General features: G+C 62.2%; 14 protein-coding genes. 7 read left to right on the top strand and 7 right to left on the bottom strand.

What is annotated here, in order from left to right; genetic code table 11:
- Positions 1-5 precede the first annotated feature (5 nt).
- The 7 genes from BSY16_RS26230 to BSY16_RS26260 all read left to right on the top strand — a co-directional run bounded on the left by BSY16_RS26230 (position 6) and on the right by BSY16_RS26260 (position 7,394).
- A complete protein-coding gene (locus BSY16_RS26230; RefSeq protein WP_069062728.1) occupies positions 6-956 on the top strand; it encodes a DUF58 domain-containing protein in 951 nt (316 codons plus the stop codon).
- Positions 956-1,474: a DUF4381 domain-containing protein gene (locus BSY16_RS26235; protein WP_069062729.1), complete on the top strand. Its 519-nt coding sequence runs from the start codon at positions 956-958 to the stop codon at positions 1,472-1,474. Before BSY16_RS26230 ends, BSY16_RS26235 begins: the two co-directional genes overlap by 1 nt.
- Positions 1,461-2,450, top strand: a complete 990-nt coding sequence (locus BSY16_RS26240; RefSeq protein WP_069062730.1) for a vWA domain-containing protein — start codon at positions 1,461-1,463, stop codon at positions 2,448-2,450. The genes BSY16_RS26235 and BSY16_RS26240 overlap by 14 nt, the downstream gene beginning before the upstream one ends.
- A complete protein-coding gene (locus BSY16_RS26245; RefSeq protein WP_069062731.1) occupies positions 2,447-4,003 on the top strand; it encodes a VWA domain-containing protein in 1,557 nt (518 codons plus the stop codon). Before BSY16_RS26240 ends, BSY16_RS26245 begins: the two co-directional genes overlap by 4 nt.
- Positions 4,000-5,334, top strand: coding sequence for a BatD family protein (locus BSY16_RS26250; protein WP_069062732.1), 1,335 nt, complete (start codon positions 4,000-4,002; stop codon positions 5,332-5,334). The genes BSY16_RS26245 and BSY16_RS26250 overlap by 4 nt, the downstream gene beginning before the upstream one ends.
- 106 nt (positions 5,335-5,440) lie before the next feature.
- A complete protein-coding gene (locus tag BSY16_RS26255; RefSeq protein ID WP_069062733.1) occupies positions 5,441-6,406 on the top strand; it encodes a formylglycine-generating enzyme family protein in 966 nt (321 codons plus the stop codon).
- A gap of 13 nt (positions 6,407-6,419) precedes the next feature.
- A complete protein-coding gene (locus tag BSY16_RS26260; RefSeq protein ID WP_069062734.1) occupies positions 6,420-7,394 on the top strand; it encodes an HAD family hydrolase in 975 nt (324 codons plus the stop codon).
- Positions 7,395-7,495: 101 nt separating this feature from the next.
- Here BSY16_RS26260 and BSY16_RS26265 read toward each other — a convergent pair whose 3' ends face one another.
- From BSY16_RS26265 to BSY16_RS26290, 7 genes are all read right to left on the bottom strand, one after another.
- Positions 7,496-8,482, bottom strand: a complete 987-nt coding sequence (locus tag BSY16_RS26265) for a SphA family protein (protein ID WP_150130151.1) — start codon at positions 8,480-8,482, stop codon at positions 7,496-7,498.
- 40 nt (positions 8,483-8,522) lie between these two features.
- Positions 8,523-11,054, bottom strand: a complete 2,532-nt coding sequence (locus tag BSY16_RS26270) for an SH3 domain-containing protein (protein ID WP_069062735.1) — start codon at positions 11,052-11,054, stop codon at positions 8,523-8,525.
- Positions 11,055-11,162: 108 nt separating this feature from the next.
- Positions 11,163-11,468 (bottom strand): hypothetical protein, encoded by a 306-nt coding sequence (locus BSY16_RS32975; protein WP_286157262.1) that lies wholly within the window; start codon positions 11,466-11,468, stop codon positions 11,163-11,165.
- Complete coding sequence (locus BSY16_RS26275) at positions 11,465-12,880, bottom strand: hypothetical protein (RefSeq protein ID WP_286157263.1); 1,416 nt, start codon at positions 12,878-12,880, stop codon at positions 11,465-11,467. The genes BSY16_RS32975 and BSY16_RS26275 overlap by 4 nt, the downstream gene beginning before the upstream one ends.
- A 160-nt stretch (positions 12,881-13,040) precedes the next feature.
- A complete protein-coding gene (locus BSY16_RS26280) occupies positions 13,041-13,274 on the bottom strand; it encodes a hypothetical protein (RefSeq protein WP_353652382.1) in 234 nt (77 codons plus the stop codon).
- A 323-nt stretch (positions 13,275-13,597) separates the two neighbouring features.
- A complete protein-coding gene (locus tag BSY16_RS26285) occupies positions 13,598-14,158 on the bottom strand; it encodes a hypothetical protein (RefSeq protein WP_069062737.1) in 561 nt (186 codons plus the stop codon).
- Between the two features lie 34 nt (positions 14,159-14,192).
- Positions 14,193-14,984 (bottom strand): hypothetical protein, encoded by a 792-nt coding sequence (locus tag BSY16_RS26290; RefSeq protein ID WP_069062738.1) that lies wholly within the window; start codon positions 14,982-14,984, stop codon positions 14,193-14,195.
- Positions 14,985-15,680: the final 696 nt, after the last annotated feature.

A 15,680-nucleotide genomic window follows, 5' to 3' on the forward strand; every position in this document is an offset into this window, starting at 1 on the left:
AGGGGATGCCCACGACCGAAAGCACGGCAGGCGTCCATATCTCCACCGACCAGCTCGTGGCGCTGGAGGCGCGCGCCCGCGACCTGAGCTTCGTCCAGAAATATCGCAGCCACCAGCAGCTTGCAGGGCGAATGCAGTCCTCGATGCGCGGCCGGGGCCTGACCTTCGAGGAACTGCGGGACTACCTGCCTGGTGACGACATCCGCTCCATCGACTGGCGCGTGACGGCGCGCACGAACAAGCCTGTCGTGCGCGTCTACAGCGAGGAGAAGGAGCGCCCGGCCCTCATTGTCGTCGACCAGCGGATCAACATGTTCTTCGGCAGTCGGCGCGCGATGAAATCGGTGGCGGCGGCCGAGGTGGCGATGCTTTGCGCCTGGCGCATCCTCGGTTCGGGCGACCGCGTCGGCGGCTTCGTCTTCAACGATGGAGACATCGAGGAGGTGCGGCCGCACCGCAGCCGCGAGGCGGTGATCACGCTCGCAGGCAAGGTCGCAACACAGAACGGCAGGCTCGAGGCCGGATTTTCCGGGGCGCCGTCGCCCGCATCGCTTGACACCGTGCTGCAACGTGTGGCCGGCATCGCCCATCATGACCATCTCGTCGTGGTGATCAGCGACTTCGATGGGCACAGTGCCACGACGCGGGATACGCTGCTGCGGCTATCGGGCCGCAACGATGTCATCTGCATCCTCGTCTACGATCCTTTCCTGCTTGAACTTCCGACCACCGGCGACATCGTGGTGAGCGGCGGCACCCTGCAGGCGGAATTATCGCTGCGCCGTGCCGATATCCGGCAGGCCATCGACACGTTTGCGCGCGCACGCGGCCGCGAACTTCGCGACTGGCAGCGGGAACTGGGGCTGCCGATGCTCCCTGTCTCGGCGGCGGAAGAAACAGCGCCGCAACTCCGGCGCCTCCTCGAACAGGCCGCGTGGCGGCAGCGGAGGCGGTGATGGAACCCGACAAGGCGACACCGCTTGATCCATTGACCAAGGTCGCGCTTGAATCGCTGAAGGACATTGCGGTTCCGCAGCCCGTGTCATGGATGCCGCAGACCTGGGGCTGGTCGCTGGTTGCGGTCCTTTTCGCGTTGGCCGTCATTGCAATCCTCCTTCACCGGGTGCGGGTCTATCGCGCCAACGCCTATCGCCGTGAGGCGCTCGGTCTTCTCGACGGGATGGAGGGAAAGCTCCAGAATGCTGCAGAGCGCGATCAGGCCCTGCGTGATCTCGCCGAAGTGCTTAAACGGACGGCCCTTGCCGGGTGGGGCCGGGCCGATGTCGCCGCGCTGTCAGGTGCAGCATGGGTGGCGTTTCTCGAAGAGCAGGGTGATCGACAAAACGGGCATGCGCTCGCCGCGCTGCTTGATGATGGCGAATACCGGAACGGCAGCGGTGCGGCGGCGCCGACGTCGGATGGCATCTTGTCACCGGCCCGCAATTGGATCAGGCGGCATCATGTATCAGCTTGATCTTCCTTGGCTGCTGGTTGTCCTTCCCTTGCCGCTCCTGGTCTGGTGGTTGCTGCCCGCGCACCGGGAGACCTCGGCATCGGTGCGGCTTCCCTTCTTCACGCAGATCGCCAAAGCTGCCGGCATCAATCCAACCCTGGGGTCGGTCATTGCCCGTCGCGGCTGGGTCCAGCTTGCCTGCGAGACGCTGGCATGGTGCCTGATGATCCTGGCGCTGGCCCGGCCGCAATTCGTCGAGCCGCCGATCGAGAAAGTCGAGCCGCAGCGCGACCTGTTGCTGGCGTTGGACCTGTCGCAGTCGATGGATACCAAGGATTTTCGTTCACCCGACGGCAGCACCGAGGCCCGCGTGGATGCGGTGCGTACGGTGGTCGCGGATTTCGTCGCCAAGCGCCCCGGCGATCGTATCGGGTTGATTGCCTTTGGCGATGCGCCTTATCCGCTGGTGCCTTTCACCATGGACCACAAGACCGTCCAGGCGGTGATCGCCGAAACGCTGCCCGGCATGGCGGGGCCGCGAACATCGATCGGCGATGCGATCGGCCTTGCCATCAAGATGTTCGACAAGACCACCGTGCCGGAAAAGGTCCTGATCGTGCTGACCGACGGCAACGACACGGCGAGCCGGATGCCGCCGGTCAAGGCGGCGGAGATCGCCAAGCAGAAAGGCGTCGTCATCCACACGGTCGGCATCGGCGATCCGAAGGCCGCAGGCGAGGACAAGCTCGACATCGCGACATTGCAGAGGATGGCGGCCGACACGGGTGGGAGGTACTTCTTCGGCGGGGATCAGGCACAGCTTGCAGCCATCTACGACACCCTCGACAAAATCACGCCGCAGGATCAGAAAAACCTGTCCTGGCGGCCGCGCATCGAGCTGTTCCACTGGCCGTTAGGCGCCTCGATCGCCGTCCTTGCCCTGTTCTACCTTCTGAGCGGGCTGGCGGGTGTTTTCAAGAGGAGGGCACCGGCATGATCGAGGCCTTCCATTTCCTGAGGCCGTGGTGGCTGCTGGCGCTTATCCTTCCGCTCGCCATCGCCTGGCTGTCCACGCGTGCGACCGATATGCGCGGCCAGTGGAAGGGCATGATCGAGCCGCACCTTCTCGACAGTCTGATCGTCAATGGTTCAACCGGTTCGCGCATGCGCCCCTCGTGGCTGCTGGCCCTAGTGTTGACGCTGGCAATCCTGGCCGCCGCCGGCCCGACCTGGCAGCGGGAGCTGCCACCCTTCGTCGAGGACACCGCTCCGCTCGTCATCGCGATGGACCTTTCACCCACCATGGATGCGATTGACGTGACCCCATCGCGGCTGGAGCGCGCCAAGCTGAAGATCCGGGACATCATTGCCGGGCGCGCGGGCGCGCGGACAGCCGTGATCGCCTATGCGGGGTCGGCTCATCAGGTCCTGCCGCTCACCGAAGACCTGTCGCTGATCGAGACCTATACCGATGCGCTGGCAACACGGATCATGCCGGTTGATGGCAAGGACACGGCCGGGGCTCTTGAGCTGGCCACGGCCATGCTCGCCGCGCAGGAGGCATCCGGCACCGTTGTCTTCCTGACCGACGGGGTCGAACAGAAGGCGTTCGACGCGTTCAAAAGCAGCGCGAGGAACGGGATCGTCGTGCTCGGTATCGGCACCTCCGAAGGCGGGCCGGTGAAGACGCCGGACGGCGGATTCCTGACCGATGCGACTGGCGGACGCGTCTTTGCGAAGCTCGATGTCGAGGCACTGAAGACGCTGCATGCGGCGACAGGCGCGGATGTCGCCACAATAACGGATGACGACACCGATGTCCGCTGGGTGTTGCAGAAGATCCGCACCAACTTCGCGCAGAAGCAGGCAGCCGAAGAGGATCGCTGGCGTGACATGGGCTGGTGGATGCTGCTTCCGTTGGTGTTTTTTTTCTTGCTGTCGTTCCGCAAGGGCTGGGTCGTGCGGGTCGGCGCGGTCTTCCTCGCTGCGCGCCTGCTGCTTCCGGCCGAAGCCCAGGCCGCAGACTGGGTGGGCATGTGGTTGACCCCGGACCAGCAAGGGCGGCTGGCCTATGAGAAAGGCGACTTCGACGCGGCGGCAGCCCATTTCGCCGATCCGATGTGGCGAGGAACGGCACTTTACAGGGCGGGAAAGTTCGCCGAGGCGGTCGACGCCTTCGCCACGGTCGATAGTGCGGAAAGCTGGTACGATCAGGGCAACGCCCTGCTGCATATCGGCAAGCTCGACGAGGCGGTCGCCGCCTATGGGAAGGCGCTCGACAAGAGAAAGGGTTGGCCGGACGCCATCGCAAACCTCGCCATTGCCAAGACACTCATCCAGCAGAAAAAGGACGCTGAAGAAGAGCAGCAGGACCAACCCAATCTGCCACCCGACAGCGTGCAGTTCGACGACAAGGGCAAGCAGGGCAAGGCCGGTCAGATGACCATCGCCGAGCAGGCGTCGGAGCTGTGGATGAAGAGCATCGTGGTCAGCCCGACGGATCTGATGGCGCGCAAGTTCGCGATCGAAGCGCAGAGGGCAAAACCATGACGCTGCTGCGCTTCGCCGTCGCACTCTGGTTGGTGTTGGGGTCGGCAGGCTTTGCAGCGGAACCGTTCGCCCGGGTGAAGATCGAAGACACGGGCAGGATCGTCCCCGGCCAGCAGGTTCGGGTCGATGTCGAGGTGTTCGTGCCCGACTTCTTCACGTCGCCGCCGCAGTTTCCGCTCTTCGATCTGCCGAACGCGCTCGTCACCCTGCCGGATGGTCGCGCGCTGAACATGGTCGAAACGATCGATGGGGTGCAATATGCCGGCATCCGGCGGACCTACGCCGTGGTTCCGATGGAGGCGGGCACTTTCACTTTGCCGCCGGCGGTTATCACGCTCGGCTATTCGCAGAATGGAAAACCGGTCCCGGGTCAGACGACGCTGCCGGAAACGCGTTTCACCGTGGCCGAGCCATCGGGCGGCGCCGCAGCCGCCCCGACCTTTGCGGCGCGCGGTCTGACGATAACCCAGTCCTTCGATCGAGATCCCTCCACCCTGGAGGTGGGCGACGCCCTGGTCAGGACGATCACGGTGTTCGCCGAAGATACGCAGGCGATGCTGATACCAGCGGCCCCGGTGACGGCCGTGGCAGGCATGAAGCAGTATCCAAAATCCCCCAGCATAGCGGACGGGGTGCAGGCCGAGGACCGGACGACAGGTAGCACGCGGACGGAGACGACCACCTTCGTCGCCGAGGTTGCGGGCGCAGTCGAGATTCCCGCGGTGTCCTATCCATGGTTCGACATCGATGCGCAAGCCAACGCGGTAGCGGCCCTTCCGGGCACGCCGGTCAAGGTGAGCAAGGCCGCCCCGGCGACGACAGGCCTTGCGCCGCAGCTTGAGCAGACAGACGCCGGGAGCGAACGGAGATGGCCGTCGAAGGCGACATTGGCGGCCGCTGCCGCGCTATTCGTTGTTCTTGCGACGGGATGTTGGCTCTTTGTGAAAACGCTCCCGTGGATGAAACGAAGACTACGTGCGTTCGCAGATGGTGAGTGGGTTTCCGAGCGGCGGAGTTTCAAACGCCTGATGGTGGCAATTCGCGGGAGCGATCCGATGACGGTCTATCGACGTCTTGAGGATTGGACGCGCAGTGCAGGATATGGATCGATCGGCGATTGGGTGAGCGCGTCCGGGAACGGCGATGTCGTCAGGGAGGCGGAGAAGCTCCAGCGAGAGCTTTTTGGCCCGGATCGCGACCGTCCTGGCTTCAACAGGGCGGCATTGTCAAAGTCCGTCCGCGCTGCCCGAAAGCGCGGTGAAAATCGAGAGGGTATTGTCCGGCCGTCCGCGCTGCCGAAGCTGAACCCGGATAGCGCGGCCATCGGGTGAGCCCGATTTACGGCGTTGTTACATCGTCCGGTTGCTTTTTACCGTAACGTACTTCCGTCGCGCGCCCGTCTCCGCAATGTTCCGGTATCGAAAGACGGAGACGGCAATGACATTGGCTTTCCCGACGACAGGTGCGCGGCCGGCCGTAACCGAAGATCTCGTCTGGATCCCCGGCCGCACCTTCGTGATGGGCTCCGACAGCCACTATCCGGAGGAAGCCCCGGCACACCCGGTAAAGGTCGATGGTTTCTGGATCGAACAGACCCCGGTGACGAACAGGAAGTTTGCAGACTTCGTCAAGGCGACCGGATATGTCACTTTGGCCGAGAAGGCCCCCGATCCCAAGGATTATCCGGGCGCGCTTCCGAAGATGCTGAAGGCGGGTTCGCTCGTTTTCACGCCGCCAAAGGCGGTGAGCGGACCGGATATCAGCCAGTGGTGGAATTTCAAGTTCGGCGCGAACTGGCGGCGGCCCTATGGCGGTCTCAGCGATCTTCGGGGCAAGCTCGACCACCCCGTCGTCCATGTTGCCCATTGCGATGCCCTTGCCTATGCAGAATGGGCAGGCCTCGACCTGCCGACCGAGGCCGAATGGGAGCTCGCCGCGCGCGGAGGTCTCGACGGCGTCGAATACGCCTGGGGTGACGAGCTGACGCCCGGTGGCACAATAATGGCCAACACCTGGGCGGGCACATTTCCGACGCTCAGCACGAAGGCTGCGGGCAAGGACCGCACGACGCCCGTCCGCTCCTTTCCTGCAAACGGCTACGGCCTATATGACATGATCGGTAACGTCTGGGAGTGGACGACGGACTATTGGTCGACCCGGCATCCGGAGCCCGCAGCCAAGTCCTGCTGCATTCCGCAGAACCCGCGGGGCGCCGCCATCGACGGCAGCTTCGATCCTCGCCAGCCCGAAATCCGGATTCCGCGCCGTGTTCTCAAGGGCGGCTCGCATCTTTGCGCTCCGAACTATTGCCGCCGCTATCGCCCTGCGGCCCGCCATGCGGAGCCGGAAGACACATCCACGAGCCATGTCGGCTTCCGTTGCATCAGGCGGACCAGCCTCTGATGGGAGAATTTTGATGAAGATCATACTTCGCGTCTTGCTCATCCTGCTCCTGGCACCCTTGGCCGCCATGGCGGAAGACCTGCCATCCTGGAACGAGGGCAAATCCAGGCAGGCGATCGTCGATTTCGTCACGACGGTGACGACGCAGGGAGGCGAAGGCTTCGTCGCACCCGAAGACCGCATCGCCGTGTTCGACAATGACGGCACGCTGTGGTCCGAGCAGCCGTTCTATTTCCAGCTCGGCTTCATGCTCGATCGGGTGAAAGCGCTGGCACCACAGCATCCGGAATGGTCCGAAAAGGAACCGTTCAAGTCCATCCTTGCGGGTGACCTGAAAGGTATCGCGAAAAGCGGCGAGAAGGGCATCGTGGAGCTGGGCATGGCGACGCATGCCGGGATGACCACCGAAGCGTTCACGAAAATCGTGACGGACTGGTACGCGACCGCCCGCCATCCGAAGTTCCACAAGCCGTATGACGAGGTCACGTTCCTCCCGATGCGTGAACTGCTCGATTACCTGCGGGCCAACGAATTCAAGACCTATATCGTCTCGGGCGGCGGCGTGGAATTCATGCGGCCAATCACCGAGAAGGCCTATGGCATTCCGCCCGAGCAGGTCATCGGCAGCACGATCGTGACGCAATATGCGCTGGTCGACGACGTGCCCGTGTTGAACAGGCTGCCGAAGATCGACTTCATCGACGACGGCGCGGGCAAACCGGCCGGCATCAACAAGTTCATCGGCCGCCGGCCGATCTTCGTCGCCGGAAATTCCGACGGGGATTACGAGATGCTTCGCTGGGTCACTAGCGGCCCGCAGAAGGGGTTCGGCATGATCGTCCATCACACGGATGCGGTGCGCGAGTTCGCCTATGACCGGGAATCCGCTTTCGGGAAGCTGGACAAGGCATTGGACGAGGCCGAAGCTCGCAAGTGGCTCCTCGTGGACATGAAGGCGGACTGGAAGAAGATTTATACCTTCGAATAGCCGGTAGCCAACAGTCCTCAGCATTCCGTGCAATGCGGGTGTCCTATAACGACGCCTGCATTGCACGATTTACAGGCATGTTGCTGGAGGACGGAATGGCCTTACTGGGCCGCCACATTCGTCGGCTGTGTGATCGCCAAAGGCATCGCAATCGTCAGGAATACCGAATCGCCCTCGGCCCGGTTCGTGGCATCGAATTCATGAAAGTACTTGATGCGGGCGGAAATCGGCACTTCGCCAAACTTGAAGTTCCAACCGATCGTCGCGCCGATCGCCGCGACCTCCCCCTTGAACGGCCGCGCGGCGCCATCGCCGCTGTCTCCGGTCGTCTGGTTGTAGTAGTAGCCAACCAGGCCCGCATCGAATTGCTCGTTGAAGTGCTGGACGGCCGCCCATTCAAAATGGAACTCGTTGCCGGTCCTGTAGTCGGTCGCCGGGTTTTCCGCATTGAACGTCATGCCGACGACGCCCGACAGGTCGAGGCCGATGTTCGGGTCGAGCCACGTCGCGGCCGCGAACACGTCGGCGCCCCAGTGATGGAAGGCGATGTTGGAGATTTCGCCTTCCTGATAGTCGCCGATCGGGACGTTCACCATCGTGCCAACCTGGTAGTGAAAGTTGCCGGCTTCCCAGCCGACGAAAGCGCTCAGGATCGGATCTCCGATCGTGAACACCGTATCGGTCACCGACCCGGTCGCAATACCGCCGAGTGGCCCGGTTCGTGTCGCCTCCGCAGAGGTCTTCTTCCAGCCGAACGGCAGGCTGGCCGAGAGGCCCAGATGGCCGCCGATCACCTCTTCCGGCAGAACCCAGATGACGGTTGGAACTTCAACGATCGCGCTGCCGTCGACACCGACAGCTATTTTGCCACCCGTCGGAAGCTCCGTGCCGCCGCCGAGGTCGCCGGAGTAGATGTAGATGTCGTTCTGGAAGAACACGCCCGGCGGCGGCAGGATGGCGGCGGCAGGTCCCTTCGAACCGAGCAGATAGAAGCCTGCACCGCCTTCGGCGGCATGTACGGGAGCCGCAAGACACAAGGTCGTTCCCGCCAGAACCAGTCTCGCGGTCGTCTTCATATGCCGTCCCATCATGCTCTCCTGACTATTCCGATAAGGCTAACTCTTCCTGCTACCGACGCCTGAAGCGTGCACCACCTCCGCCATGAAAGCCCCCCATCCGGTGGCCACTAAACTCATGGGCCCGGAAGCTGCTTCCCCCGCCGCGGAACTGCCGTTCGCTGATGCCGCCACCGCGGAACTGCCCGATGTCCTGCCGTCCGAAGTCGTGGCGAAGTTCCCGCTGGTTGCCGACCTGACGCCCCGCCCTGTCGATGGCAAGATGCTCGGGCGCCCTTTCGCGAACCTTGCCTGTATGACGGACGGGCTTTTCGGTGCGGATCCGCTCGGCGGCATCAGGATGTTTTGCCTGGAAGTTCTGGGCGTGGTTTTTCAGGTTTTCAGTGTTCGGACGATTGACGTCCTGCCAGCCATCTGACGTGTGCTTCTGCCAGCCCCCGTCGTCCTTGCGGTAGACATTGCCGTTGCGGCCCGCATAGACATCGGTGCCCTTGCCGCCGGCGACGAAGCCATGGTTGCCACCAGACGTTCGCCAATGCATGCCCGCCGCATTGTCTGTCGCGCCGCCTGATATGCGGGCGAAATCGGAGCCATGCTTCACGCCTGCCGTGCCCCAGGCTCCGTAGACATTGTGGCCGCCGCGGGCGAAGGCGGCATTGCCCGTGCGGGGATTGTAGGCCGACACGAAACCGCGCGCACCGTTTGGTCCCGCAATCGCGCCACCGCGGACATAGGTCCCGGTGCGAGGATTATAGGCCGTACCCCCGGCTATGCCGCGATAGGGTCCGTAGGCATAGCCATAACGGCCGAACGTCCCATAGGCCGGATTGTAGAAGGCGCCGACGCCGTAGGTCAGCGGTCGCGGATAATAGGGCCAGTAGCCGCCGCCAGCCCAGCCGAAGTCCCAATAGGCCGGATACGCCCAGCCCGTTCCGTAGACGAAGGTGTCCCATGCCAGATAGGCACCGAGATAGCCCATCGTGTAGCCGAACCAGACCGCATCCGGCTCCGTGTTGTAGACGCGCACATAGGTGACATTGTAGATCGGCGACGATGGCGGGATCTTGTAGATCTCATCCGGCACGGCCGTGGCGACCTTCCACGGTCCGGTCGGCGCGGGTCCGGTGAACCAGACGCCATCCTTCAGGACGAAATAGGCATCGCCGACCTTGATCACCTGCTCGTTGGAATTCACCGCATAGGCAAGGCTCGTGCCGTCGATCGGTTCGAATTTCGGATCGCCGCTATAGGACACCTCGACATTGACCGAGCCATCCGTGGCGACGCGGGCCATCTGCGGGATGCTGGCTTTCAGACGGGCTTCAGCGCTTTCAGACGTGCCGGGCACGGATGCGCGCACCTGATAATAGGCAGAGTCGTCCGGAATGTTCTGGAAGTCGGCGGGGAGATTCGGCGTCGCGAACGTCCACGGACCATCAAGGCTCGCCGCGGAGAACCAGCGCCCCGACACAAGCACGTACCAGGTCTTCTGGTCCTTGTGGAAGAAGACGTCGCTTGTGGTGTTCGACGCCCATTCCAGTCCGGTTCCAGGGACGGCTTCAAGCGTTGGCTGGCCGTCGAACAGAAGCATTTCGGCCGGCACATCCGAATAGAACACCTTCGGCACCTTGCCATCCTCGAAAGCTGAGGCCGGTACGGCTGTCTTCGTGTCCTTCCAGTTGTCGTCCGCGGGCAGCTTCGTCAGAACATCCGGAAGCTGTGTAACCGCGGTCCACGCGCCGCCGAGGGTCTTCGATGTCAGCCAGCTCTTCTCGTCGCGCAGGAAATAGGCGCCGTCGGGATCGGCCGTCTTGAAGAGATCCCAGTTCGTGTTGACGACGAACTGAAGGCCCTCGACGCCCTTTACCGGCGAGAGCACTTCCTTGCCGTCCGTCTGCACGAGGATGGCGGGTTCGGTGCTGACGACGATCTTCGGCGGGTCGGACTTGATGCCATTCACGTCTTCAAGACGCTTGTAGTCCGCAAGGCTTGCTGTCAGCCGTTCCTGCGACACGGTGATGGAGCCGGTCGGCATGATCTTTCCGACCTCGATTGCCAGATCGGTGAGTTCCTTGCGATCAAGCGTCGAGAAATCCACCTGCGTGGCGGTAACGTCGGTGATCACCACCTCATCGGTCGTGTCGTCTGCGACGGTCTTGCCGCTGATGCCGATGACGCCGTAGATGGGCTTGGCATCGGCCGTCGCCTTGAATTCGGTGGCGACCAGCGCGTCGAGCTGCGTGAACCCCGGCCAATCGGTGATCTGCGGCTGGAAGAGCGTGAGTGTCGCGCCTTTGTCGGTGGTGAAGCTGCGCGGCCAGTTGGGTTTATGCGGATCGGCCTGCTCGATATATTTGCCGTTGATGAAGCCTTCGCGGCCATCCAGCTTTACGGCGCACCACGCACCGCTCGCGTCGCACTCGCTGACATCGACCGTCACACCTTCGCCGACGGTGCCGGCAGTGGGATAGCCGGTGCCCGGTCCGGTGCGCAGGTTGACCTTGGTGGTCGTGATCGCAGGCGCAGCCGAGGCCGCCGTCGCCACGAGGGATACCGTTATCAGAAGTGCTGCGAGCCGTCTCATCGCGGCCTCCTTCCACGTGTCGTTTGCATCAGGCACGAGAGTGGCAGAGACAGGCCTTGCAACAAGTACGTTACGGTAAATGTCGCGTTTTACATGCGTGCACTACACTCAGAACGCCCGCGCGGAGCGCCGCGTCTCCATGTTCGCCCCTGCCTTCATCAGGCCTGCCTTGATGGATGTCGCCAAGGCCGGCACGAAGCGCCGGGCGGACATCAGCTCGGAATAGGTCTGCTCGAAATCAGGATCATGGAACCGGACATCGGCCAGTCGCTGTGTCGCCTGCTCGGAGCCGATTTCGCCCAGCGCAGCCGCCCGCAGCAGCCGCACGACGGCATCGCTGCCGTTGAGTTGTTCGGACAGCAGCGACGCAGACGACCAGTCGGCCCGGCGATAGGCATCGAGGGCGAGAATCATGATTGCGTCACGTGGGACGACATCGACGACCGGCTTGCATCCTCGGCGAGCGACACGCCCGCATCCCAGTATCCGGACGAAAACAGTACCATGCCAAGCTTGGCGGCGACGTCGGGATTGTTGGGGTTGAGGGCCATCGCCTTCTTGCCCGTCTCGATCGCCGACGGCGTGCGGCCGCTGTAGAACTGCGCCATCATCTGCGCGATCTGTGCTCGGTCGGAAAGTGGTGCCAGGGAGACCGCCAGGTTGGCAAGATCGAGAGACCGTTCCATCGCCTCTTTGGCAGGATGTCCTCCGGCCCGCGCGATGATCACGCGCGACAAAGCTGCCGCCGCGTCGCTGTCCCATGTGTGTTTCGCCACGGTACGTTCGAGGCAGTCGGCCGCTTCGGTTAGGTCGCTGGCACCGCCGTCATCAAGATCATATTCGGCACGCAGGACACAGGCGTTTCCAACAACGCTTTCCGCAGCATCATGCCGCTCGATGTTGTTGATGACACCGCGTGTGTGGGCAAAGCGCCTTGAGAGCACGCTCACCAGCTCGTCCCGCACCGCGAATGCAGCCTTGCCGTCGGTGTTGACGCGCTCGAGGCCGGATTTCAGCAGGTCGCCCGTCCGCGCGTCGACGATCTGCCACCATACGCTGCGGTTGTCGTCATCTCCGTAGTATTTGAGGTCGATCGTATAGGCGTTCGAGCGGCGCGGACGCAGCGAGGTGGAGAACGATCCGGTCGCACGCCCGACGCTCGCGACCGTCAAGGTGCTGAACTGTGTGAGCGCTGCCAGCAGCATGTCGCGCGTGAGGCTGGCCTCTCCCGAAAGGGCCTCATCGGCTGCCGTCATCGTCACGGCCACTATCGGCTTTTCCGTGATGTCGGGCTGCATGCCGTACCATGTTCCCGCAGCGATCATGACGGAAACGGCCAATGCAAGACAGGCTGCCGGCCGCCAGTGTCTTCTGATGTTTCGAGATTGTGCCTCTGCCGGGGCAGGGGACGGGCGTGCGTCGATGGCTGCGTGCGCTGTCGGTCGCGCATCCGTTGCCTGATCGTCGGCACCTTCTGCCCGTGCGGCGTTCGCGTAGGTAAAGTCGGCGACGTAGTGACCTTTGGGGAGCGTGATGACGACAGCGCTCTCAGAACCGAACGCTTCATAGTATTGCGACAGAGCCGAGCGTAGCCTGCTCATCTCGATGCGCACGATGGGGTCGGTCGTTGGATCGAAGTCGCACCTGCGGCCGAGGACATCGAGCGCGATCGAGTAGGCCTTGACGCTGTCAGCCTGCCCCTCGAAACGCCGTTCCGCCAGATATTTCAAGATACTGCGCGTGCGATCGGTGCCGTGGAACCTGCTATCGTCGAGAAGCCTGCAGAGTTCGGCACGTGCGTGGACGTCTGAAACGGCGACGACCACGCCAAGGCTGTGTTCAGTGTTCATCGTCGCTCCCCCGCTACGCTTTACCTGAAACTAAACCAGAGGTTTTATCGCGCAGGTGATGATGAGTTGCAACCGAAGTTGTGCCATGAAGCGCGACAAAACTAAGCGAGCGTAAAGCCCCCGCGGGGCAAGTGGCCTATTCCGGCACGGTTGGGCGGTGCTTCAGACAGTACTCGATGACTTCGGTCTCGATTTCGGAACAGATGGTTTCGTACTCAAGCGCGAGCAGGTGGTCTTGTTCTCCCGGCGCTATCCTCAGGCGCTGAAGGGTCACGCTTGCGTCTTCGTACGCCTCGAAGAGATTGATGATGGAATCACGTCTGGCAGCAAGGATCTGAAGACGCCCGCGCAGCGCGGGCAGCTTCAGCATGAGCCTCCAAAGGCCACGCTCAGCGGAACCGTGCGGTAGTCCTTCGCTTGTGTTTCCCTTGCCCATCAGCCCGTCTAGCCTCGGTCGAGTCCGACCGGCGCATACTATCCACGCCATGGAAGCGGATAAGTACGTTACGGTAAAAGCGGCCGGATTTACGGGGCGTTGATGTGTTTGTCGGGGCGTCGTCAGCCGACCGAGAACACTGATGCAGAATTCAGGGATTAGAATTGTCAAATTGCGGTAGCGTACTGCCATTTTTCTTGTCGCCCGCGACTGGTCCGGCCCCTCGCCAGCGTGCGCGTGCCATGAAGACGGTGGGTTCAGATGCTGAACCGTTGTCCCTCCTGAACAAGTGCGATGTCGTCGAAATGCTGCTTCAGCGGCAGGAAATCTTCGGAGGCAGAGCTTTGATAGCCCATGCGCCCGACACCCTTCCACACCTGAAAGGCGGCCGACCAGACACCGAGAAGGAAACCGGACTTGTCACGCAGTTCGATGCGGTGCCCGAGAAGATCATGAAGGTCCAGGCGACGGTCGGTAACGCTCAAGCCCATTGAAACCGTCACAAATCCGGTGCGGTAGAAACGCCAGCTCACATTGTGCCATGTGCAGCTCTCGTGATGGTGCTCGTCGGGCCAATTGAACTGGACCCAGCTATTTTCTTTTTCGTCGCGGGCCGGCTTGCTCCCCCGATCCTCCCTCGACGTCTCAGGGAAAAGATATTTTTGGTGCAGCGTCTGCTGCTCTCGCCCCGCCGTCAGCCGGGTGCTCCCGGAACCGCCTGAAAGAACTGTATCCAGGACCTTGTTGCGGTCGTCGCGTTCTTCCTGCGAACGGCTCTTGAGCGAATTCTTCAAAAGGGAGGCTATTGCCGAAATCATGCCAGAACGCTCCTGTTTGGTCAGCTCATTGCGCCTAGCGGTCAAGCGCGAACTGGAAATTGATTCCCGCGAAGATCTGCCATTTCGGGCCGCCCGTGTCCCTGCTGCAAACTGTGTATTGCGGTTCGATGAAGGCGTTGAGTGTCAGCTTGTCGTTGACCTGGATGACCTTACCGATGCCGAAACCGACAGGGATGGTGTATTCACCGGTCTCAAGGTCGAAATCCAAGATCGCCGTCGAACGCAGGTAGAAGCCATCACTAAGGTTGATATTGACGATCGGCTGCACCGTCGCAAGTGAAACGTCGTCGCGATTATCATCGCCCGCAAACGACGCCTGGTAAGTCACGAGACCGGCAAGAAGGCCCCATTTCTGCGGCGCTACCGCCATGCAGACAGCGCCGGCTTGCCATTTACCTGCGCCGAGTGCATCGTCGGTTGCCGTCGGCAGAACGACGAGTGGACCGACGCCGAGCGAGACCTCCTTGCCGGGAAAAACGAAGATGTCCATCAGTGTCAGATCGCCGAGCCCGGTCACGTAGTCGCGCGGGAATTCCGGGGCCGTTGCGATCGGCAAGGTAAAGCGAAATAGCTGTGGCACGCCAAACAAATCGGAAGGAACAAGCCCTCGCAGGAGGAACTGGTTGGCATGCCGGTCATCGATGCCTTTCAGTTCGGGGGTGTAGTAGTTTTGAAAATTGAAAGTGATCTTCGGCGTCAGCGGATTGTTGGCCGCGTTGAGGTCGTCATGCTCCTGCGCCCAGGACGGGCTGACTAGAGTGATGGCGGTGAATGAAAGCAGAAAGGCAGAAAGTCGCTTCGACATCTGATTTCTCCTCTAGCTTGACTTTCCTGTCTGTTATGCCGGACGGTACGTCCGTACGCCAATCCCCTGCCGTTCCGAACGCTTTCGTAGCAGATGGGTTGCACGCTGGCGTGGTTTCGCATCATAGTGGAGCGCGCTGATCCGGGGATTTCCACCAGACGTCGAATATCTCCATACGCAGCATGATAGACGCTGCCATGACGAAAGCCGAGAAGCTTCGTTTGGCGCATGAGCGGCCGTTTGGTTCCCGCCGATCATTTTTTCCGCCCCGCGAGCCCGCCTTGCCGAAGTGCCGGATAGAAAATCGTTCTCGCCGATCTTGGCGTGCCAAGTTTCGGCATCGATTGTGGAGGTCTGTCCGTTCTGTCTTGGCTCATCGCCAAAAACGACCGCGGCCCCTCATGGGATTGGTCTTACTACTGCTTGATCTGATCGGCGTGCTGGTCGAACCGCCCACCAGCGTCTACTCGTAAACGGATCGCAGCAAGCGCCATCGTCGCCTTGAATGCAGGGACGGTTTCCGGCGCGGGCGTCTCGTCATGCAACCTCCTTTTTCCGGCATCCAAGCCAAGGGGAGGCAGAAATTCCACGTATCCCCGTAGTCAAGCTCTCCCGAGCCACCTCTGCCGAGGAGATTGGCTGCCTAGGTGGTGGCATGCGATGCCTTGAGCGGGGCGGGGTCGGGATACGTTGAAG

The sequence above is a fragment of the Sinorhizobium sp. RAC02 genome (assembly GCF_001713395.1).
In the GTDB taxonomy this organism is placed as follows: Bacteria; Pseudomonadota; Alphaproteobacteria; order Rhizobiales; family Rhizobiaceae; genus Shinella.